We start from the raw sequence: 22,127 nt of genomic DNA, 5'->3' as shown, positions 1-22,127 counted from the left end.
ACCAAGTAGAACCGCTGTGCTTCAAGCGGACAGACATCACCAGATCACCTCGGGCAACCTGCGCAAAGGCGCAACCGTCGATCACGACACTCCCATACCCTGTCATCGGATGTATCCTCAGCTACGCGCGTAGACGTCTTCGTAACGGATGATGTCATCCTCTCCCAGGTAGGACCCGGTCTGCACTTCGATCAGCACCATGTCGACCTTACCGGGGTTTTCCATCCGGTGGACACCCCCCAGAGGAATATAGACGGACTGGTTTTCGGTCACCAGCTTCACCTCGTCATCCACTGTGACCTTTGCGGTGCCCTGTACCACGATCCAGTGTTCCGAGCGGTGATGATGGCTTTGCAGGCTGAGCGCCGCGCCGGGATGCACCACGATGCGCTTGACCTGAAAACGATCGCCAATCACGAGGCTTTCGAACCACCCCCAGGGGCGATGGTCCACCGGAAAAGCAGTTGCCTGCTTGGCGCCTTTGTCCTTGAGGGACGCGACCGCCTCTTTCACCCGCTGGCTTTCGGATTTGTGGGCAACAAGCACCGCATCCGGCATGGCCACGGCAATCATGTCCTCCAGCCCGATGCCCACAAGCTCCAGCCCCTCAGCCTCGCTCCGCAAAAGCGTGTTGCGGCAGTCGATGGCAGTTGCATTGCTGGAGGCCACATTGCCCGCCTCATCCGGTCCGCTTTCCTGCCAGACCGCCTCCCAGCCACCCAGATCAGACCAAGCGCCGCCATAGGGCATCACCACGAGATTGTCGGCTTTCTCCATGATCGCGTAGTCGATCGAGATATCTGCAAGCTCTGCCCAGGGGTCGGCGGCCAGACGTGTGAAGCTCAGATCCCGCGCCGACCCGGCCACGGCGGCGCGTGCGCCTGCCAGCAGTTCGGGCGCATGCGCCTCGTAGGCGGCGAGGATGGCCTTGTTCGAAAACAGGAAGATGCCCGCATTCCAAAGGAAATTTCCGGCCTCCAACATCTCTGCCGCGCGCGCCGCATCGGGTTTTTCGACAAAACGGGCAAGGGGCTGTGGCGTGGAAGCCGAGGGGCTGGCGCCGGGGGCAAGCTCCAGATAGCCGTATCCTGTTTCGGGCCGGGTGGGGGCGATACCGAAAGTCACCAGTTCTCCCGCTTCGGCCCGGGGTATAGCGGCGGCAACGGCCGCGCCAAACGCTGCCGTGTCGGGAATGACGTGGTCGGAGGGCGCAACCAGCATCAAGCCGTCAGGGTCGTGATCCGCCAGCCACAGCGCGGCGGCCAGCACGGCGGGTGCGGTATTGCGCCCTTCAGGCTCGATGAGGATGGTCTGGGCCTGCTGCTCAATACCGGCAAGCTGCTCCGAGACGATGAAACGAAAATCCTCTCCCGTGACGATCAGCGGCGCGGCAAACGCGGGCCCCGACAGGCGCAGGGCGGAGGCCTGGAACAAGCTTTCATCGCCCATGAGTGACGAGAATTGCTTGGGATAGGATTTACGGGACAGTGGCCAGAGCCGCGTTCCGGACCCACCACACAAAAGAACCGGAGTTAATGTCACTGTGAAAGACCTTTCCTCAAATGGAATTCTTCTACGAAGGCAGGCTCCACCTGTCCACGCACGGATAGATACGACCGCAGGATAGGCGGATACGGATCACAGATCATCCTGTGACATTGCACTGGGATGACAGCCATTCATCACCACACCCAGAACATTCGTGCTTTCGGCAACCTCGCGTTCGCAGATATCAAGCTGGTTGAATTTCGTCCGACCCGCCAGCGCGACGATCAAGGCGCAATCGACGGTCTTGAGAAACGCCCGCGCCCGGTCACCGCTGAGGATGGCGGGCAGGTCGAAGACCATGATGTCCGGCTGGTAAACTGTCTGGATGTCGTCGAGAAAGGTTTCCATCTGGTCTGACAGGATGAACTGCGTGGGGTCCGGTTCCGGCTCCGGCGAGGTCACGACCGCCACGTTGTTACGTACGCGCACGGCATGCTTGTCAAAAGATACCTCTCCGGACAGTACATCAGACAGGCGATGTGGCCGGTCGATGCCAAGAAACTCGTGGACCGACGGGTCGCCCAAATCAAAATCGAACAGCATCGTGCGCAGGTTGCTCTGGCGTCCAAGACCGAGCGCAAGATTGCACGCAACAGTCGTCTTGCCGCTGGAAGGTGCCGGCGAGGTGATGGCCAGCCGTTTCCAGCCGTTTTGCTGCATCTGAAGCAGGATTTTTGTACGCAGAACGTCGAAATTCGTTGAGCCGCGCCCGGCATCATGCGCCACGATCCGGTGCTGGCGCAGCCCCCCACGGGACAGGTCGACCTTTTCCAGGGCCTCCCAAGGCTCCGGAACGGTTTGCGGCAGGTTGGGCTTGCGTGGTCGTTTGTCTTTGGGCGGATCATTGCGCCAGTCGCGCTGATTGCGGGCCTTGGCCAGGGCGGCCTGAAGTTTTTCCATATTCTACATCCGTCTGTCCGGGAGACCGTCAGCCTTCACCATCAGGTCAATCCCATCTTCTGCAGGACTTTATCGGCAAGGATCTCAAGCGGCATGAATTGGGTATGCACGTAATAAAGCCCCGCAGGCACAAGTGTCAGAACGGCGACCAGCGCCAAAACCTGCAGGCTGCGCCGCCGCAACCGTTCCCCCCGGGTCTCGAGGTACGGGAGCACACCAATCGGAACAATGTTGAAACGTGATTGGATCTCTGCGGGATGGCGGATCTTCTGGTTCAGGATCTCGAACAGGACAAAGACGCCGATGGCCAGCATCATCCCTGCCCCGACACCGGCGGCGGCAATTTTCTTGCGCGGCGGCCCGGACGGGTTCTGCGGCACGACAGCGCCTTCGATCAGGCTGATGCGCTGACCTTGAGCGTTGACCTCGACCCGCTCGGCCATACGCGCCTGGTTAAGATTGTTGAGCGTAACGTTATAGCGCGTCCGAATGCTCTCCAGATCACGTTCAAGACGTTCCAGCGTAATCGAATTGGTGGCCGTTGCCGCGATGGCGCGCGCCAGGCGTTCCAGCTCTTCGTTGACACGAATGATTTCCTGATCGATTTCGACCACGCGCTGATCCAGCTCAGCCAGCGTGACATCAATGAGGGACGCCTCCTGAACCGGCGCACCATCCTCATTCGGGATCGCCGCCACCTCGGCCAGACTGGCTTCAAGCTGGGAGATCTGGTTCTGTAACAACACAACTCTCGGGTTGGTCTCGGAATAGACCGCCAGAAGCTCACGCAACTGCTGCTTGAGTGCTTCGAGGCGCTGCTGTTCGGGGGAAAGCTCTATGGCCGGTTGGTCGAGCCGCCCTGTTGCCTCAAAAAGCGACACCATCTCGTTGCGCTGGTTGATCACCCCTGCGCGTTCCTGTTCCAGTCGGCCTACCCGCTCCTGCAACACGGCTTGCCGGTTCTGACGGTACCCCAGATCCTCGGGCAGCGCGTCCACGTTCTCGTTCTTGAACGCAATGATCCGGTTACTCTGAGTGTCGATCTCGTCGGCGAGGCGCTCGGTCTCCTGCTGGAAGAAGGTCAGCGTGTTCTCTGCCCGCTCGCGGCGGAAGCTGGCATTGGTCTCCAGAACCAGCGTTGTGTAATCATTGACCACATCCGCCGCGACCTGCCCGCGCGAGGCGGTGAAAGTGATCGACATCAGCGTGGCCTGATTGCGCCCGCTCGACCGACGGATACGAGTGTTCTGCTGCATCGCCTCAACGATGCTGTCGGGGGTCATCTCGTCCATATTCTCGAAAACCCGGTACTTGCGGGCGATCGCGAGCAGGTTTGCCCGCGTCATCAGCTGTTCCTGGATCAGCTGAAGCTGCTCGGATGCATCGGTGCGCACGATCGAGGCCACCATCTCGTCGGGAATTTGCTGCGCCTCCACCTGCAGACGGGCCGTGGCGGAATAGACCGGCGGCAGGGTCAGCGCGGCATAGACCGCTATCGCAGAGCAAACCATGGCAAGCGCCATCATCAGCGGCAAACGCCGCCGCAGAAGCATCAGGTAGAACCGTATAGGCAACATTTTACTCGGCAGCCTCCGACGAGGGAACACAGAAGGTTTTTGACAGAACCAGCGGATCGGGGCGCGAGACCAGGATGACGCCATCATCCATCAGCTCGCGAACGGTATCCGCATCAACCTGCTTTTCCTCTGCGGTTGCCGCGTAAACCAGCGCCAGATCGCAGATCTTGTTGACCATGCGCGGCACACCACCGCTGATCTCGTGGATCAGGTCGATGGCTTCCTGAGAAAACTCCTCGCCAGTCCCCTTCGCGCTACGCAGGCGAGAGCGAATATACTCACCGGTGTTGGCCTGATCCATCGGGGTAAGATGATAACTCACACTAACCCGCTGCGCGAACTGGCGCAGCTCTGGCCGCGAGATCACCTCGCGCAGTTCCGGTTGGCCCAGCAGGATGAACTGCAACAGCTCATCCTTGTTGGAATTGACATTGGTAAGCATCCGCAGTTCTTCCAGCGTCTCGGGTGTCAGGTTCTGGGCCTCGTCGATCACCAGAACTACAAAATGCCCCCGCGCATATTGATCCAGAACGAAATCGACGAATTGTTGGAACATGGTCACATAGTCGGCAGAGGGCGCGACTTCGAGATCGAAAGCGTTGAGAACCCAGCACAGCAGATCGCCCCGCCCGCCCTGCGCGTTCGAAATCAGCCCGACAACGGCATCCTCGCTCATATCGGCCAGCATCGCCTGCAAGAGCGTTGTCTTGCCCGTGCCCACCTCGCCGGTCACTACGGTAAGGGGCGCGCGGGTCATCAGGCCATATTCCAGCACCGAGTATGCCCGCTTATGTGCCTTGGACCAGAACAAGAAATCTGGATCCGGAAGCAGCGTGAAGGGCCGCTCCGAAAAGCCGAAATGATCCAGGTACAGATCTTGTTTCAAAACACACACTCGCAGTTCACTACGACGGCCCATCTGCCAGGGACCGCCACAAGTTACAGGCCTTACACCAACTACATATAGTTTTCATATAGTAAGTAGCGGTTTGCTTAAAATGACAGACCCTCCCAAACATACCGCAATTATACCTGCCGGCAGCAAATATGTCATAGTCATATCCTTGCGACCTTGCCCTGCCTGTTCAGGAAGAGGTCAAGATCCAGCCCTTTCTGAGGATACACGGCGCGAACGCAACCCCGGTCTGACCGATGGCCGCACACAATCTGCCTCGATCGCGTGTCAAATACAGAACAAGCCATCGGGAAGTTGACTTTCTTTCCTCTTTATTTGTTTACCAGTATGGTTCTTGTCTTTTACACAGACATAAAAAATGGGCTAAAACAGGTATTTTTCATCATGATACGTCTCGCTTTGTCCGGAGTTTTTGCCGTCTGCATGTTCTTCATCGCTACGGTTGCCAGCGCGCAATCCAGCTACCGGGTACAGCAGGGAGACATTCTGACGATCGAGGTACTCGAAGATCCCGAGCTGAGCCGTTCCACCGTGGTGCTTCCGGACGGCAATTTCAGCTTTCCCTATGCCGGCACGCTGCGGGCGGGGGGACGTACCGTCTCGCAGATCGAAAGCTCTATCCGCGGCGCGATTTCCAGCAACTTCGCAAACCCCCCGACCGTCTTCGTCTCGGTCCAGCCCGCCGAACGCGAACCGGAAGAGCCCGAAGAACCGGAGATGATCAAGATCTACATGCTGGGTGAAGTCGGAACTCCGGGCCTTGTCGAACTGGAACCCGGCAGCACCATCCTGCATGCGATCGCCATGGCAGGAGGACCCTCGCGCTTCGCCGCCACTAAGCGGATCCAACTGCGTCGCACAGATTCCCGTGGTCGCCAAAGCGTGAGCACGCTCAATTACAAGGCCATGTCGCAAGGGGCAGGCCTCCGCCAAGATGTCATACTGAAGGATGGCGATGTTATTCTTGTCCCAGAACGGCGCCTGTTCGAGTAAGCCCGGTCGGCGCCCGAGCCACCGGCGAATTCCCTATATAGCAGGAGGCGCAGGCCTGGCCGGAACGGCCGTCCTGTTGAGCTTTGGCGTGCCGCTGGCCCAGGAAACCCCCGCCAGCGCGCAGCAATTTACCCTGGATGTCGCTCAGCGTCTTGAATGGAGCGACAATCCCGACCTCCTGGTGGACCCGGAGGACCGCCTGCTGGCGCGCACCAGCCTGCGCTTCGGCATGGAGCGTCGCACCGGGATCGACCGGCTTTCCTTTTCGCTCGGCGGTGATCTGGAGATATCCAATGATGACAGCACCGGTTTCGAACGCCCCAGCCTCGCATTGGGTTGGCAGCGCGACGTGGGACATTCCCGGATCGGGGTCACCCTCGATTTCAGTGAAGTCGATCTTGGCAGCAGCACCGACACGACCTTCGACGAAGACACCCAGAGCATCGATTTCATCACCGTGGACAGCGGCGCACGCCAGACAGCCAACCTGGCACTGACCGGCGCCTTCGGGATCGACGAACCCTTCGGCGGCAGCTACCGGCTGTCACAGCGGCAGGTCCGCTATGTCGATACGTCCGATTCCGATCTGCAGGATTCCGATCGCCTGTCCTTCAATGGCGACCTGCATTTTGAAATCGACCCCCGGATCACGCTTGGCCTGGCAGCGGACTACACTGATTTCGACGAAGAAGGCCCCGACGATCTGGATACCGTCACGACCCGGATCGAAAGCTATGCCGACATGGATATCACACCACGGCTGACCGGACGTGTCGGCCTTGGCTGGCAGCAGGTCGAACAGAGCGGCACCACCGATCTGACCCGCGACGGGATGATCTTCGACGCCTCCCTGTCCCAGGCCCTGCCGCGATCGACCATGGAGTTCCGTGCACAGTCGCGCGTCACCCCCAACGGACGGCGCAACGAATTGCGCTTCATCCATGGCATCGAACAGCCTCTGGGAACCCTGCGCTACTCATTGGGGGTCTCGCGGACCGGGGATCTGGATCCAGCACCCCTCTTCGGGCTGGCCTGGCGTCGTGAATTGCCGCGCGGGGCGTTCTCCGTCAACCTGGAGCAGGCAGCCGTCACAGATACCGATGACGAAGAGCTCATCAACAGCCAGCTGTCGATGAGCTACCAGCAAGACCTGACAACACGCAGCGGGTTCGGCGTGGAATTCGTCATGCGCGACAGCGATGATCGCGCCGATAGCGGCACCGACTCCCGCAGCTACAATCTCGGGCTGACCTACCGCCATGAGGTGACCCAAGATTGGGACTTCACCGGCGGCGTTTCCATGGTGCGCGTCGAAGAGGACGGCACCTCCGACCGCGATTCCAACACGGTTTTCGTCGGATTGGAAAGACGGTTCGTCTGGAATTGATTGGGCCGCTCATGTCGGCGAAACCAACCACGCACCTGTAAAAGGTGATCTTCATTCAGAAGGTAAGCCAAACAAACGGGCAGTTTTTCACAGCAGATACGCCGTTTGGGTAGCCATGTTTTCAAATAGTTGCAGCGAAGAGCACCCGCGACCACACTGCTAGGGGGCGGGTTTACTCGCTTGGAACTATTCGGCATAACGCACCAGCATAATCCGAGGGTCTTTTTCAATGTCCGCCCTGCCCCGTCTTGCCTATTTGACATCCCTTTACCCAGCAGCATCCCACACGTTCATACTGCGAGAAGTCACAGAACTGCGCGCGATCGGTTTCGAGGTCGAGACTTGCTCCATGCGGCGACCGGCGGACAAACACCTGATCGGTGAGGAAGAAGAGGCTGCCGAGGCTTCGACATTCTACTTGGTCGAGGCAGGCAAGAATCCTAAGGTCATGTTCACGGCGCTCGTAGCCGGACTGGCGCGGCCCAAGCAGTTCTTCGAAACATTGAAACTTGCGCTCCGCACCGCGCCGCCGGGGTCGAAAGGCGCCTTGAAACAAGCCGCCTATTTCGCCGAAGCATTGGTCTTGGCGCAGCACCTGCGGAAATGCGGCAGCAACCATCTGCATACCCATTTCGCCGACCCCGCGACCAATGTGGCAATGCTGACATCAGCCCTCTCAGGCATTCCCTTCAGCTACACGCTGCATGGGCCGGCGGAACTTTACGAGCCGCGAAGCTGGCAACTCGCCGAAAAGACCGCACGGGCCAAATTCGTGGCCTGCATCAGCCATTTCTGCCGCGCTCAGGCGATGTATTTCTCTGACCCCAAACACTGGGAGAAGCTGCATATCATCCATTGCGGTGTGATCCCGGAACGATATCAAACCTCGCTCGCGGTAGACACCGGAGCAGGCACCAATCTGTTGTTTATTGGTCGCCTGACACCAATCAAGGGATTACGCGTGTTGCTGGAGGCTTTCGCGGCGGCGCATGCCAACCTACCCGACCTCACGCTGACAATCGTAGGTGACGGCGATGACAGGGTTCACTTGGAACGCCTCGCCGCACCAATGGGTGGGGCCGTCCAGTTTCTGGGCTACCAAAGCCAGCAGGGCGTGGCTGACGCATTGGCAAAGACGGATGCCTTGGTGTTGCCGTCCTTCGCCGAAGGTCTTCCAGTGGTGCTGATGGAGGCGCTGGCAGCCGGCAAACCGGTGATCTGCACCCAATTGGCCGGCGTGGGGGAATTGGTCGAAAATGGCGTGTCAGGCTTCATTGTGCCGGCAGGCGACGCCGAAAGCCTGACAGCTCGCATTGTGGACATGGCGAAAGACCCCGAGCAACGCAGAAGGATGGGCCAAGCAGGCCAGCAGAAGGTCTGCGCCGAGTTCGATATTCGTATTGAAGCGGCCCGTATTGCCTCTCTCTTTGCAGATACCCATGATGGTGAGATACGCCCCGAACCCTTGAAAGCAATTTCCTGATGTGCGGCATTACCGGCTATCTGTGCGCCTCCACCCCGTCGCTTGCCTGCGAGCGGGTTCTTGCCCCCATGATGCAGGCGATCCTTCATCGAGGACCGGACAGCAGCGGTCATTGGTGCGACCCCGAGGTGGGGCTCGCGCTGGGTCATCTGCGCCTCGCCATCGTCGATCTGAGCCCCGCTGGCGCACAGCCGATGGTCTCGGCCTCAGGCCGCTGGGTGCTGTGCTTCAACGGTGAATTCTACAATCACCGCCAGCTACGCGCCGAGATTGAGGCCACTGGCCGCGCCCCCGCCTGGCGCGGGACGTCGGATACAGAGACCTTTCTTGCTGGAATTGATGTCTGGGGTTTGCGCGAAACCTTGGACAAGACCATCGGCATGTTCGCCATCTCTCTTTGGGATCGAGAGAACCGCGTTTTGTATCTGGTGCGCGACCGGATGGGAGAGAAGCCGCTCTATTATGGCTGGCAGGGCAAGGGGGAGCAACGCACGCTCCTCTTCGGCTCGGAGCTGAAAGCCTTGCGCGCCCACCCGGTTTTTGAGGGCGACATAGCGCGCTCAAGCCTTGTGGAGGTGCTCCGTCACGGCAATGTCGGGGAGAACCGGTCGGTTTACGAAGGCATCGGCAAGGTGCGCCCAGGCGAGATCGTCATGATTGAGGCGCAATCCAGCAAAGTGAAGAAAGATTTTTACTGGAACGGAGCTGAGATCGCCGCCGCGCCTAAACCACCATGCCGTGACGATGCAAAGGTGGTGGACGAGCTCGAGACGCTGCTTCTGGATGCCGTAGGCCAGCAGATGATGTCAGATGTCCCGCTGGGGGCATTCCTGTCGGGCGGCATCGACAGTTCGGCCATCGTTGGGCTGATGCAGCATCTTTCGGACCGTCCGATCCACACCTTTTCCATCGGCTTTCACGAGGCGCGCTACAACGAAGCGGAATTCGCGCGCGCAGTGGCAAACCATTTGGGCACGCATCACACCGATCTTTACGTGACAGATCAGGAGCTACGTGATGTCGTCCCCATGCTGCCGATGATGTATGATGAACCCTTCGCTGACAGCTCGCAAATCCCGACCTTCCTCGTGTCGAAACTCGCTCGAGAGCATGTTACTGTCTCACTTTCGGGCGATGGCGGGGATGAGCTGTTCTGCGGCTACGGCCGATATGCCCATGCCAGCAAACTACGAGCAAAACTGGCGGCCATGCCCGCTCCCTTGCGATCTCTGGGTGCTGGCGCAATTCGGGCCATTCCAGCCGGTGCGCTGACCACGGCCTTGGCACCGATCATCCCTACCCCTCAGGGTAAAGAGCCTATCGGCCAGCGATTGCATCGCCTCGCCAATTACGCACGCCAACCAGATCTGGAATCATTGCATCGCACAATGGTATCCGTCTGGCGCTTTCCAGAAGCCGCGGTACCAGGGGCGCACCATCCGCCGTCAATGCTTTCAGACCACTTGCCTCCACGCGGGGACCTCACTGACATCGAACGGATGATGCAGCTCGACATGTTAACCTACATGGTTGACGATATTCTGGCCAAGGTAGACCGGGCCACAATGGCCGTAGCACTGGAAAGCCGGGCCCCCCTCCTAGATCACCGAGTGGTCGAATTCGCTCTTAGTCTGCCTGAAGATCAGAAATTGCGTGGCAACGTGACCAAGTGGGCCCTCCGGCAAGTTCTTTATCGTCATGTTCCCAAGGAGCTGATCGAACGTCCCAAGATGGGATTCGAAGTCCCCATCGGGCTTTGGTTGCGCGGCAGCCTGAAAGACTGGGCAGCAGCGCTTCTCGATCCCGCCCGCTTACGGCGGGAAGGCAATTTCGATGCCGACCTCATTAATCGTCTCTGGCAGCAACATCTTTCGGAGCGATTCAACTGGGGTGCTCAGCTGTGGAATGTCTTGATGGTGCAGGCTTGGCTAGACACACTTGACGTTTGAGACTGTTACTAGAGTAAAATGCTGACCTGAGACCTTGACAGGTTGCTGAAATAGTCCCGCCTCGACAGCGATTTGAGAACATAGATTCACCCTTGGCACGCTAAAGATGCGTGGGCAGGACGAGACGAGCCGATCTCTGTTCAGTTGCGTTGATCTGGAGGAGCGGATCCCGGTTCGACAACCGCTACGCAAAATCAGACAGGGGGGTCAATTATGCGCTCGGCAGCCTCGATGCCCAGTTCTAGGTTCTTTACACCGACTTTCGGCGCCCCTCGATCCCGCCGAAGCGCTTAATCCGAGCGAGTCTGCTCCGAATCCTGCTCTTGGTTCGTTCCATGCCATCAACAAAGCCCCTGACTTCCCCAACGGCAATTTGAAAAAATTGCGCGATCCATACCGAAAATTACAAATGACGCTACGTTATTATTTCGAGTTAAGCAGTCGAAAATCGTAAAATTTCTGTCCAATTTCGTCCTAATTAATGAAGCAAGAAGACTTGCATTTCTGGTTTCGGACCCAAAAGGAGCAGGAATCTGCCCCGTTCAACCTAAATGCTTAAAAAACTAGGAAAGTTACTGCAGGGGTCAGGTCGGACTCACAGGTTTTCAAGAAATCCCCTTGATAGATGAATGGCCTATTCCATCCGGATAGGGTGCACCTCCACTAGGATAGCGTTTGCAATATTTAAGGCAAACTCAGGTATCCCTAAGTCCGTCACCCCTGTCCATCCGCCACGTTGAGAAGAAAGCCACGATTGATAAAGGTGTCGAAAGATCAAAACCATGCGGGAAAAACATGCGGGAAAAAACATGCAACACACTGATTTAAAAACGGGCTCTACCCTCCCGCACAAGTCATCTATGACCGTGTAAAAACCTCACCAATCTCGACCCTCGATTTCGATATCATGGGCGAGGGAAGGTCAAGGGAGGCGAAAATCCGCTCTACTTCTTCAGAGGCTCACCTCAAACAAGCAAGTTTCTGCGTCATCGAATGAAACGGTCGTCTAATTTTTGCCGGGCGCAAAGGTCTGGGCCGCGCGACACAAATCGTTAACTTGCCGGTAACAAATTTTTCCATACAAGAACTGCAAATCGGGCATTCGCTCAGGAATGTCCCGTCCGCATGGTTACGAGTGTCATAACTAAAAGAGCAGTTCTCCGCGGAAATCTCTGAATAACGCACGAGCAAAAAGTTGTCGTGCGTCAAATGGGGTTTGCCCTGCAAGCCCCCGGATGAATTTGCGCGCAAGCCGATGCCGCATGACGAAAATCGAGGGACTTGCAACATGCCACTGTCACTATTCAACCTTGGAAACGCCGAAGTTTCCGGAGCACGGGTCACGACGCTTCTGCCCCGCAATTACGAAACCGCACGCGACGTCACGATCATTGATGCCCCGGACGAAGGGCGGCTGACCGTCAACCCGGACAACTCCCTGGCGCTGGTACTGACCGGAAGTGACTATACCGGGCCCCTCTCCTTCACAGTCGAAGTCGTAGCCGCAGACGGGTCCACATCCCGCCAGACAGTGAACCTGCGGGTCACTGAGCCCTCTCAGGAAGGAGGCTGGGGAACTGGTGCGGACCACTACATGTTGGAAACCGATGCCGATGGGGAACTCATCATCGAAACCGGAGACAATCATCGCGAGGTCTATGTCTCCGCATCGCCCGACGCCCTGACAATCGCGGATATCGCCGCGCGTGAAGGCATCTCGACCTCCGCTGTGAACGGCGAGTGGCTGACTGCCCACCCTGAATATGGCTCCTCGCCCGGCATGGCACTGGCTGTGGATGTGGGCATGGAACTTTGGCAAGAATTGAGCGCCGAAGGCGGACCAAGCTCGCACTGGCTCCGCTTGGAGAGAGGGTTTAGCTACGACACGCTCGGAGGCAGAGATCTCATGCCCAGGGGGATAGAAGGTGAAGACGAGCTACACCCTGTTGTCATTACCTCTTATGGTAACGGCGAGCAGCCAATTATAACCTCAGGCCAGTATCTCGCCGGAGAGACTTTCTCTAACATCGTGTTGCACGACCTTCACATAACCGAGGATTTACAAATTCTTGGACCGGATGATGTCAGCGGAAACGTAATCCTTGATACCATTACGGCAAGCGGACAAGGCCACGTAATTATTCAGAATGCCAACGGCATCACAGCGCGCGACCTTAATTTCCATGACCTCGCTTGGGAAAACCCGGTGAATGGGCGCACATGGGAAGCATCACCGGACAAGTTCACCAGCCTCTATGGCGCCAACATAGACGGTATGCTGATCGAAAATTCCATCTTTGCGACAATTGGTTGGGAAGAAGGTTACGATCCCTCAGGCAGAGCTGATCCACAGACTCCAAGCATGTTTTCACACAACGTGTACATGAATTCTGGCGTAAGTGACCTGACTTTCCGCGACAACATTTCTGCTCAAGCTTCATCCTATGGCGGGCAGTTGCGCAGTGGTGGGTTTGTCGAGGGCAATCTGTTTCTCGATAACAATGCTGGTTTCGTTGTGCGAGGTGGAGATTTCTATGGCTTCGGGCCCATTGGAAACTTCTCTCTTTTGTCAGGGAATGTGGTCACATCAGCCAGCTACAAAGTGGCAGACGCAATTGGCGCCTATTCGCGAGGGCTCGTAAACGGTGGTTTGGACACGTCGCTCGTGGACAATATCGTAGCGCATCTCGCAGACCCGGATCAGCCTTCAGAACTCGACTACAAAGAATACAGCAACGGCGCAGTAATCAACGAAAACCAGCCATATTACGACGACACCATCGTTTATGGTTGGTTCGGCGGGCTCGAGGCAGACAGAGGCGACGCTGACGCCGAAAACCGCAACATTGACGGCCTGAACACTACCAGGCTCGACGACACAACAGCCGCCAACCTTGCCAAGATCGTGTTGAACGATCCAACAGCTGGCCTCGAAGATCTCGTGGATTGGTTGGGAGAAAACGATATCGAGGCGGACACCCTGAACGCCTACTTCCAGGACGCTTTCGGCGTTTTGCAAGATGCGCGCACCAGCGCGACGACGTTGCGCTTCATCCCCAACGAAATCGGCGATGGTGTTCGCTGGGACAACCGCATCAACTGGAGCACCGAAGATCTGCCCGGCACAGTGGTAGGCGACAGCGTGGACCTTGGCGGCAACTGGGTGGTTTATGGCGGCACCAATACGATCCGCACGCTCGGCTTTGGCGATGGCGGGCAGCTCGACATCTCAAATGGTCGCCTCGACGTCTCCGGGCGCACATACGCTGCGGCCGATGGTGGCACGATAAATCTGACTGCAGCTGGCCAGTTCTGGCTGGGAACGGGTCATATCGGCGTCGCGACACTGAACGTGTCGCTGGACGGTGGACGCTTTGCCAATACCGGAACCATCACCGACAATGTCGATCTGTTCGTGGATGACGGTCAGGCCCTTCTCAGCGCCGATGGTGGCGACTTCACACTGGGGTCTGGAGAACGCTTGGTGGTGCGTGGCGCAGATGCCCAGGTTGGCTTTGACGGAGCCAGCAATCAGCTGGGCGTCATCAGCTTCGATGCCGGGTCCGAAGTGGTCTTCATGAGCGACGAAACCGGGCTTGGGTCGATTTCCGAGTTCCGCTCTGGCGCCTATGGCGATGCGCCTCACGTCAATTCCCATATCGATCTTGGCGAAGTGGATGTGGTCGTCGATCTGTCCGCAACCAATGGCATGGCCAACGGCACGTATACTCTGATGCGGGCCGATGAAATCACCGGCAACATCGATTCCTTCGACGTTATCGGACTCGCCAGCAATCGTAGCGCTGTCCTGACTGTCAACTACACGAATGATGTAGTGCACCTCACCATCGACAACGGCGCTGAAGATATCTCCCAAGATACAGTTGGAACGGCCGACAATCCGGGGAATGAAGGGCCTCGCATCTTGGCGGCGTCAGATACCGCGAGCGTAACAGAGGGTGGCACCGTTCTGATCGACGTGCTCGCTAACGATGTTCAGGTCGTCGGGGACGTGCTCACGCTTGATGGTGTGGCTGGCGCGGCGAACGGCACCGCCTCGGTCGAAGCCGGTCAACTGCGCTACATTCCTGACGCCAACTTTAACGGGACAGAGGTGCTTACCTACACTGTCAGTGACGGAAACGGCGGCATCGATACCGGCACTTTGACCATCACCGTGGATGCAGTGAACGATCTACCTGTGACCACGGATGACAGCGCGACCCTGGTTGAGGGCGACGACGTCCTTGTCGACGTCCTTGCCAATGACACTGATCCGGAAGGTGGCACGCTTACGCTGACCTCGGTGGGCACGCCTGCAAACGGCACTGCGGTGATCGAAGGCGGTCAGTTGCGTTACACGCCCGATGCAGGCTTCGACGGCACCGACAGCGTGACCTACACTGTCGACGACGGCAATGGCGGTTCGGACACTGGGACGGTGACATTCACTATCGAACCATCAGGTGCCGCATCCTCACCGATCGGCGAAAGTGGCTCTGTGACCATCGCGCAAACCAGGCCTGACCAATGGCATAGTGTCACATTCGCGGAGGCAATTTCGAACGCTGTTGTTGTACTCGGTCCGCTGTCTACCAATGACAGCGAGATGGCGACCACGCGGGTGCGAAACGTTACTGACACCGGCTTCGAATTCCAGATTGACGAATGGGACTATCTTGACGGCGTTCACGGTGCCGAGACCCTGAGCTGGCTTGCCGTCTCTGAGGGTACGCATCTTCTGGACAGCGGGCAAACCGTTGTCGCAGGCACGGCCAGCGTGGGTACGGGGTTCAACGCGCAATCTTTCGGTGCTGCTCTTGTGAACCCGGTGGTCTTTGCAGAGGCGACGACAGTCAATGAAACCAGCGCCATCGCGACGCGTCTGCGCAATGTGACAGCCGACGGCTTCGAGGTGCAGATCGAAGAAGAAGAAGCGGACGGCCGCCATGTTGCAGAGACTGTCGGTTGGATCGCCATTGAAACGGGGACAGGGACCGGGATCGAAGCGGTTCGCACGCCCGATCAACTCGACGAACGTGTCGATAGTTTCACTTTTGCGACCCCTTTTGCCGAGGGACCGGTATTGCTGGCAGATATGCAATCAACGAATGGCGTTGATACGGCGGTGACGCGCCTGACAGCGCTTGATGAAACCGGGGTTTCGCTGTTCGCCGAAGAAGAACAATCCGCCAATACAGAACTTGGCCACGTTAACGAAACCGTCGGCTATCTCGCGCTTACTGGGGGGCAGCTTTTTGCGGCTGGCGAGGTGGTCAATACACCGCCAGAAGCCGCAGACGACTCAGTCAGCGTTGCGGAAGATGGCAGCATTCTGATCGATGTTCTGTCGAACGACATGGATGTAAACGGCGATGTCCTTGCGTTGGACGGTGTGACCGGTGCCATCAATGGCTCAGCCAGCATCGGGAACGGTCAGGTCCGCTACAATCCGGACGCGAACTTCAACGGCACTGAGACACTTATCTATACGATAAGTGATGGCCAAGGCGGGACAGACACCGGCACGCTTACGCTGACAGTCACGCCGGAGAACGATGCTCCCGTAGCGATCGGCGATACTGCAAGTGTGAATGAGGGCACGGCTCTTACCCTTTCGCCGCTCACAAACGACAACGATATTGACAGCGATCCACTGGCTATAACCGAAATAGATGGCCAGACCGTGACGATCGGCAGCATCGTCACCCTGGCCTCCAGCGCCAGCGTCCAGCTGACATCTGGCGGGCAATTGACCTTTGTGCAAAACGGCGCGTTTGACAGTCTGAACAGCGGTGAGAGCACTATCGAGAGCTTCGACTATCGTGTAGCCGACGGACAGGGCGGCAGCAGCACCGCCACTATCGACCTAACGATCAACGGCCAAGGCAGCGCAATGCCCCCGATTGGCGAAGCCGGGACAGTGACCACTGCGCAGGCCGGACCCGACCAGTGGCACAGCATCAGTTTTGAGACCGCCATCGCGAACGCCGTTGTGGTCCTTGGGCCACTGACCAACAATGACGGTGAAGCAACGACAACGCGCGTTCGCAACGTGACCGACACCGGCTTTGAGTTCCAAATCGACGAATGGGATTATCTCGACGGCATTCACGGCGCTGAGACCGTCAACTGGTTGGCGATTTCCGAAGGGTCGCACACGCTTGCCAATGGCGCGGCGATTGTCGCCGGAACCGCCACGGCCGGAACCTCCTCATATACTACGGTTGCCTTCGGCGAAGCCTTGACTGACGCTGTCATTTTGCACGAAGTGACTTCAGTCAATGATCCGGAGGCTGTTGACAGCCGAGTGCGCAACATCGACGCAAACGGTTTCGAAACGCGCATACGCGAGCAAGAAAGCGGCTCGTCGCATATCGCTGAAAACATTTCATGGATCGCGATCGAAACGGGTGCAGGAGCCGGGATGGAGGCAGGCAAGTCCGCTGATGCCGTCACTCATAAGGCCGATGCTTTCAACTTTGTTGAGACATACGCAGACACGTTGGTTCTGCTTGGTGACATCCAGACCAGAGATGGAGGAGACACCTCGGTCCTGCGTTTGGCCGACTTATCCGACACAGGTTTCTCTGCCTTTGTTGCAGAAGAGCAATCTCGCAATGTAGAGCTCAACCACACAAATGAGGTCATTGGGTGGTTTGCTTTGGAGGATGGTTTGATCTTTTGACGCGCTTCGCTTTGTGAACTGGCCCCCCTTTCGACCAGACACTCAGGCATAACCATGGAGGCTTAGGTTTAGCCCCAAGCACGTGCTTATGTCTGACTATGAGATCATCACCGATGGCGGCCGCAGGCGCCGCTGGTCGTCATCCGAGAAGCTGCGGATTGTCGAGGAGACCCGCAGACGCTGTGCCTGCAGCCAATCCCCGAACTCGGCCACAAGGGGCACGCTGCGAGCCTGACGGGCGGACAGGCGCTGGCCGGGCCCCATGTCTCGGATCTCGGCATCGATGCGGTAGAGATCGGCGATCCGGCGCAGGCCCTCGGCGGCGATTTCGGATCCGTAGCGGTCGAAGACCTCCTTCAGCTTGCGCCTTGCGCGTGCCCAGCAGTGCGCAACCGTGAACGGCACGCCGCTCTTGGGGGAGGGACGCGTCAGTCGGTTGTAGCCTAATAGCCCTCGAGCCGCAGGGTGCCGTCGAAGCCTTGCAGGATCTGTTCGGCCTAGGCGCCGACGCGGCTGGGTTGGTAGGTGAAGACGACACCGGGCGGATCATCGCATCCCTATCCGCGATCATCGCGGGCCAGCGCCCAGAGGTAACCGGTCTTGGTCCACCTGCGGCCTGGATCCGGCACCGGGGCGATGGTTTCGTCTATTACCCGGCAGGCGATTGCGTAGCAATCGACCGAGAGGGCACGAAGAGTTTGCCGGAAGACTTAAGATGCTCGGTCAACCGGTCGACCACGGTGCCGAGGTGGAAAGCCGCGGCTCCCGCCCAGTCGGCCAGGATCTGACTCTGCCAATAGAACGGCAGGTGGTCCGCGAACTTCGAGACCAGCACTTGGTCGATGGCGCCTTCGGTCGGCAGTCCGCCCTCGTTCAGTCGCGGCGCGGCGAGAGATTGGCCGCATCAGCCCATCGCCGATGACCAGAGGGGTAGATCTCGACGCCCAACAATTTGAGAAACGAATTTGTCGCGCACATTGCGAACCGCACTCCCCATCATGAGATGGGTATCACCTCGCAACCGAAGCCATCAGCCGCAACGTGGGGCGCGGCCACCGCTTACATTTCTTCAGAGGCTCACCTCAAACAAGCAAGTTTCTGCGTCATCGAATGAAACGGTCGGCTAATTTTTGCCGGGCGCAAAGGTCTGGGCCGCGCGACACAAATCGTTAACTTGCCGGTAACAAATTTTTCCATACAAGAACTGCAAATCGGGCATTCGCTCAGGAATGTCCCGTCCGCATGGTTACGAGTGTCATAACTAAAAGAGCAGTTCTCCGCGGAAATCTCTGAATAACGCACGAGCAAAAAGTTGTCGTGCGTCAAATGGGGTTTGCCCTGCAAGCCCCCGGATGAATTTGCGCGCAAGCCGATGCCGCATGACGAAAATCGAGGGACTTGCAACATGCCACTGTCACTATTCAACCTTGGAAACGCCGAAGTTTCCGGAGCACGGGTCACGACGCTTCTGCCCCGCAATTACGAAACCGCACGCGACGTCACGATCATTGATGCCCCGGACGAAGGGCGGCTGACCGTCAACCCGGACAACTCCCTGGCGCTGGTACTGACCGGAAGTGACTATACCGGGCCCCTCTCCTTCACAGGCGAAGTCGTAGCCGCAGACGGGTCCACATCCCGCCAGACAGTGAACCTGCGGGTCACTGAGCCCTCTCAGGAAGGAGGCTGGGGAACTGGTGCGGACCACTACATGTTGGAAACCGATGCCGATGGGGAACTCATCATCGAAACCGGAGACAATCATCGCGAGGTCTATGTCTCCGCATCGCCCGACGCCCTGACAATCGCGGATATCGCCGCGCGTGAAGGCATCTCGACCTCCGCTGTGAACGGCGAGTGGCTGACTGCCCACCCTGAATATGGCTCCTCGCCCGGCATGGCACTGGCTGTGGATGTGGGCATGGAACTTTGGCAAGAATTGAGCGCCGAAGGCGGACCAAGCTCGCACTGGCTCCGCTTGGAGAGAGGGTTTAGCTACGACACGCTCGGAGGCAGAGATCTCATGCCCAGGGGGATAGAAGGTGAAGACGAGCTACACCCTGTTGTCATTACCTCTTATGGTAACGGCGAGCAGCCAATTATAACCTCAGGCCAGTATCTCGCCGGAGAGACTTTCTCTAACATCGTGTTGCACGACCTTCACATAACCGAGGATTTACAAATTCTTGGACCGGATGATGTCAGCGGAAACGTAATCCTTGATACCATTACGGCAAGCGGACAAGGCCACGTAATTATTCAGAATGCCAACGGCATCACAGCGCGCGACCTTAATTTCCATGACCTCGCTTGGGAAAACCCGGTGAATGGGCGCACATGGGAAGCATCACCGGACAAGTTCACCAGCCTCTATGGCGCCAACATAGACGGTATGCTGATCGAAAATTCCATCTTTGCGACAATTGGTTGGGAAGAAGGTTACGATCCCTCAGGCAGAGCTGATCCACAGACTCCAAGCATGTTTTCACACAACGTGTACATGAATTCTGGCGTAAGTGACCTGACTTTCCGCGACAACATTTCTGCTCAAGCTTCATCCTATGGCGGGCAGTTGCGCAGTGGTGGGTTTGTCGAGGGCAATCTGTTTCTCGATAACAATGCTGGTTTCGTTGTGCGAGGTGGAGATTTCTATGGCTTCGGGCCCATTGGAAACTTCTCTCTTTTGTCAGGGAATGTGGTCACATCAGCCAGCTACAAAGTGGCAGACGCAATTGGCGCCTATTCGCGAGGGCTCGTAAACGGTGGTTTGGACACGTCGCTCGTGGACAATATCGTAGCGCATCTCGCAGACCCGGATCAGCCTTCAGAACTCGACTACAAAGAATACAGCAACGGCGCAGTAATCAACGAAAACCAGCCATATTACGACGACACCATCGTTTATGGTTGGTTCGGCGGGCTCGAGGCAGACAGAGGCGACGCTGACGCCGAAAACCGCAACATTGACGGCCTGAACACTACCAGGCTCGACGACACAACAGCCGCCAACCTTGCCAAGATCGTGTTGAACGATCCAACAGCTGGCCTCGAAGATCTCGTGGATTGGTTGGGAGAAAACGATATCGAGGCGGACACCCTGAACGCCTACTTCCAGGACGCTTTCGGCGTTTTGCAAGATGCGCGCACCAGCGCGACGACGTTGCGCTTCATCCCCAACGAAATCGGCGATGGTGTTCGCTGGGACAACCGCATCAACTGGAGCACCGAAGATCTGCCCGGCACAGTGGTAGGCGACAGCGTGGACCTTGGCGGCAACTGGGTGGTTTATGGCGGCACCAATACGATCCGCACGCTCGGCTTTGGCGATGGCGGGCAGCTCGACATCTCAAATGGTCGCCTCGACGTCTCCGGGCGCACATACGCTGCGGCCGATGGTGGCACGATAAATCTGACTGCAGCTGGCCAGTTCTGGCTGGGAACGGGTCATATCGGCGTCGCGACACTGAACGTGTCGCTGGACGGTGGACGCTTTGCCAATACCGGAACCATCACCGACAATGTCGATCTGTTCGTGGATGACGGTCAGGCCCTTCTCAGCGCCGATGGTGGCGACTTCACACTGGGGTCTGGAGAACGCTTGGTGGTGCGTGGCGCAGATGCCCAGGTTGGCTTTGACGGAGCCAGCAATCAGCTGGGCGTCATCAGCTTCGATGCCGGGTCCGAAGTGGTCTTCATGAGCGACGAAACCGGGCTTGGGTCGATTTCCGAGTTCCGCTCTGGCGCCTATGGCGATGCGCCTCACGTCAATTCCCATATCGATCTTGGCGAAGTGGATGTGGTCGTCGATCTGTCCGCAACCAATGGCATGGCCAACGGCACGTATACTCTGATGCGGGCCGATGAAATCACCGGCAACATCGATTCCTTCGACGTTATCGGACTCGCCAGCAATCGTAGCGCTGTCCTGACTGTCAACTACACGAATGATGTAGTGCACCTCACCATCGACAACGGCGCTGAAGTCGCGGCTAAAACAGTCGGCGACACCTCCAACAACCATCTGGTCGGCATGGACCTGGACGAAGAGTTCTACTCCGGCCCGGGACATGACCTGATCCAAGGCTTTGGCGGCGATGATGTGATCGAGACCGGCTATGGCATCGATATCGCCTGCGGCCATGAAGGCAACGACGTCATCAATACCGGCGCAGACCGGGACCTGGCATATGGCGGGCTTGGCAACGATCTGATCCGCGGTGGGGCCGGGCAGGATTGGCTGCGCGGCGGAAGCGACAACGACACCATCAACGGCCAGGAGGGCAGCGACCAGATCCAGGGGGGATGGGGCAACGACCTGCTGACCGGTGGAGCCGGAAACGGCGTTGAGGATGTCTTCGTCTTTGCCCGTGACGGACGGGACTGGGGTGATGTCATCACCGACTTCGAAGTCGGCGTCGACAAGCTCGTGCTTGGGGACGTAGAGACCGGGTTCAGGGGCTACAACGGCATTGAGCTTACCACACAGGACGGTAACGCTGTTATCTGGGCCAATAACGAGTACATCGTTCTGCGCGGCGTAACCGCACAAGAGGTCACCCGGAACGCCGAGGACATCTTCGGCGACGCCTCCGACCTGCTTTACGAAGAGTTCTCGGAATTCACCATCTGATCTTCAGATCCGGGCGCTGTCATGCTGCGGCGCCCGGATTTTTTGTTTCGCACGCG

The 22,127-nt window shown here is 57.9% G+C and carries 10 protein-coding genes and 3 pseudogenes; 8 read left to right on the top strand and 5 right to left on the bottom strand.

Annotated features, from left to right (window positions below; all coding sequences use genetic code 11):
* Positions 1 to 117: 117 nt before the first annotated feature.
* The 4 genes from EDD52_RS18570 to EDD52_RS18555 all read right to left on the bottom strand — a co-directional run bounded on the left by EDD52_RS18570 (position 118) and on the right by EDD52_RS18555 (position 4,911).
* Complete coding sequence (locus EDD52_RS18570; RefSeq protein ID WP_132247764.1) at positions 118 to 1,542, bottom strand: mannose-1-phosphate guanylyltransferase/mannose-6-phosphate isomerase; 1,425 nt, start codon at positions 1,540 to 1,542, stop codon at positions 118 to 120.
* Positions 1,543 to 1,638: 96 nt separating this feature from the next.
* Complete coding sequence (locus tag EDD52_RS18565; RefSeq protein ID WP_132247762.1) at positions 1,639 to 2,448, bottom strand: CpsD/CapB family tyrosine-protein kinase; 810 nt, start codon at positions 2,446 to 2,448, stop codon at positions 1,639 to 1,641.
* 41 nt (positions 2,449 to 2,489) lie between these two features.
* Positions 2,490 to 4,025, bottom strand: coding sequence for a GumC family protein (locus tag EDD52_RS18560; protein WP_165907584.1), 1,536 nt, complete (start codon positions 4,023 to 4,025; stop codon positions 2,490 to 2,492).
* Position 4,026: 1 nt separating this feature from the next.
* Positions 4,027 to 4,911, bottom strand: coding sequence for an ExeA family protein (locus tag EDD52_RS18555; protein WP_424449928.1), 885 nt, complete (start codon positions 4,909 to 4,911; stop codon positions 4,027 to 4,029).
* 294 nt (positions 4,912 to 5,205) lie between these two features.
* On the opposite strand from EDD52_RS18555, the gene EDD52_RS18550 reads away from it, so the two are divergent.
* The 7 genes and pseudogenes from EDD52_RS18550 to EDD52_RS18520 form a co-directional block, all read left to right on the top strand.
* Positions 5,206 to 5,934 carry a polysaccharide biosynthesis/export family protein gene (locus tag EDD52_RS18550; protein ID WP_243652012.1) on the top strand — a complete coding sequence of 243 codons (729 nt, stop codon included), beginning with the start codon at positions 5,206 to 5,208 and terminating at the stop codon, positions 5,932 to 5,934.
* 76 nt (positions 5,935 to 6,010) lie between these two features.
* Positions 6,011 to 7,321, top strand: coding sequence for a hypothetical protein (locus EDD52_RS18545; RefSeq protein WP_132247756.1), 1,311 nt, complete (start codon positions 6,011 to 6,013; stop codon positions 7,319 to 7,321).
* A gap of 229 nt (positions 7,322 to 7,550) precedes the next feature.
* Positions 7,551 to 8,804, top strand: a complete 1,254-nt coding sequence (locus EDD52_RS18540) for a glycosyltransferase family 4 protein (RefSeq protein ID WP_132247754.1) — start codon at positions 7,551 to 7,553, stop codon at positions 8,802 to 8,804.
* Positions 8,804 to 10,753 (top strand): asparagine synthase (glutamine-hydrolyzing), encoded by a 1,950-nt coding sequence (gene asnB / locus EDD52_RS18535; protein ID WP_132247752.1) that lies wholly within the window; start codon positions 8,804 to 8,806, stop codon positions 10,751 to 10,753. The genes EDD52_RS18540 and asnB overlap by 1 nt, the downstream gene beginning before the upstream one ends.
* 106 nt (positions 10,754 to 10,859) lie before the next feature.
* Positions 10,860 to 11,088, top strand: a pseudogene (locus EDD52_RS18530) (transposase); the annotation flags it as partial.
* Between the two features lie 953 nt (positions 11,089 to 12,041).
* The gene (locus tag EDD52_RS18525; RefSeq protein WP_165907583.1) at positions 12,042 to 17,441 is read left to right on the top strand and encodes a cadherin-like domain-containing protein; all 5,400 of its coding nucleotides are present in this window, start codon (positions 12,042 to 12,044) and stop codon (positions 17,439 to 17,441) included.
* Positions 17,442 to 17,529: 88 nt separating this feature from the next.
* Positions 17,530 to 17,613 (top strand): annotated as a pseudogene (locus tag EDD52_RS18520) (IS66-like element accessory protein TnpA); the annotation flags it as partial.
* Here the strand turns inward: EDD52_RS18520 and EDD52_RS24415 are convergent.
* Positions 17,595 to 18,339: pseudogene (locus tag EDD52_RS24415) on the bottom strand (IS66 family transposase); the annotation flags it as partial. The pseudogenes EDD52_RS18520 and EDD52_RS24415 overlap by 19 nt on opposite strands.
* 507 nt (positions 18,340 to 18,846) lie before the next feature.
* On the opposite strand from EDD52_RS24415, the gene EDD52_RS24290 reads away from it, so the two are divergent.
* Positions 18,847 to 22,071, top strand: a complete 3,225-nt coding sequence (locus tag EDD52_RS24290; RefSeq protein WP_165907582.1) for a calcium-binding protein — start codon at positions 18,847 to 18,849, stop codon at positions 22,069 to 22,071.
* Positions 22,072 to 22,127 lie beyond the last annotated feature (56 nt).

This window comes from Primorskyibacter sedentarius (assembly GCF_004342065.1).
GTDB lineage: Bacteria > Pseudomonadota > Alphaproteobacteria > Rhodobacterales > Rhodobacteraceae > Primorskyibacter > Primorskyibacter sedentarius.
This window is presented reverse-complemented; position numbering and strand designations above follow the sequence as displayed.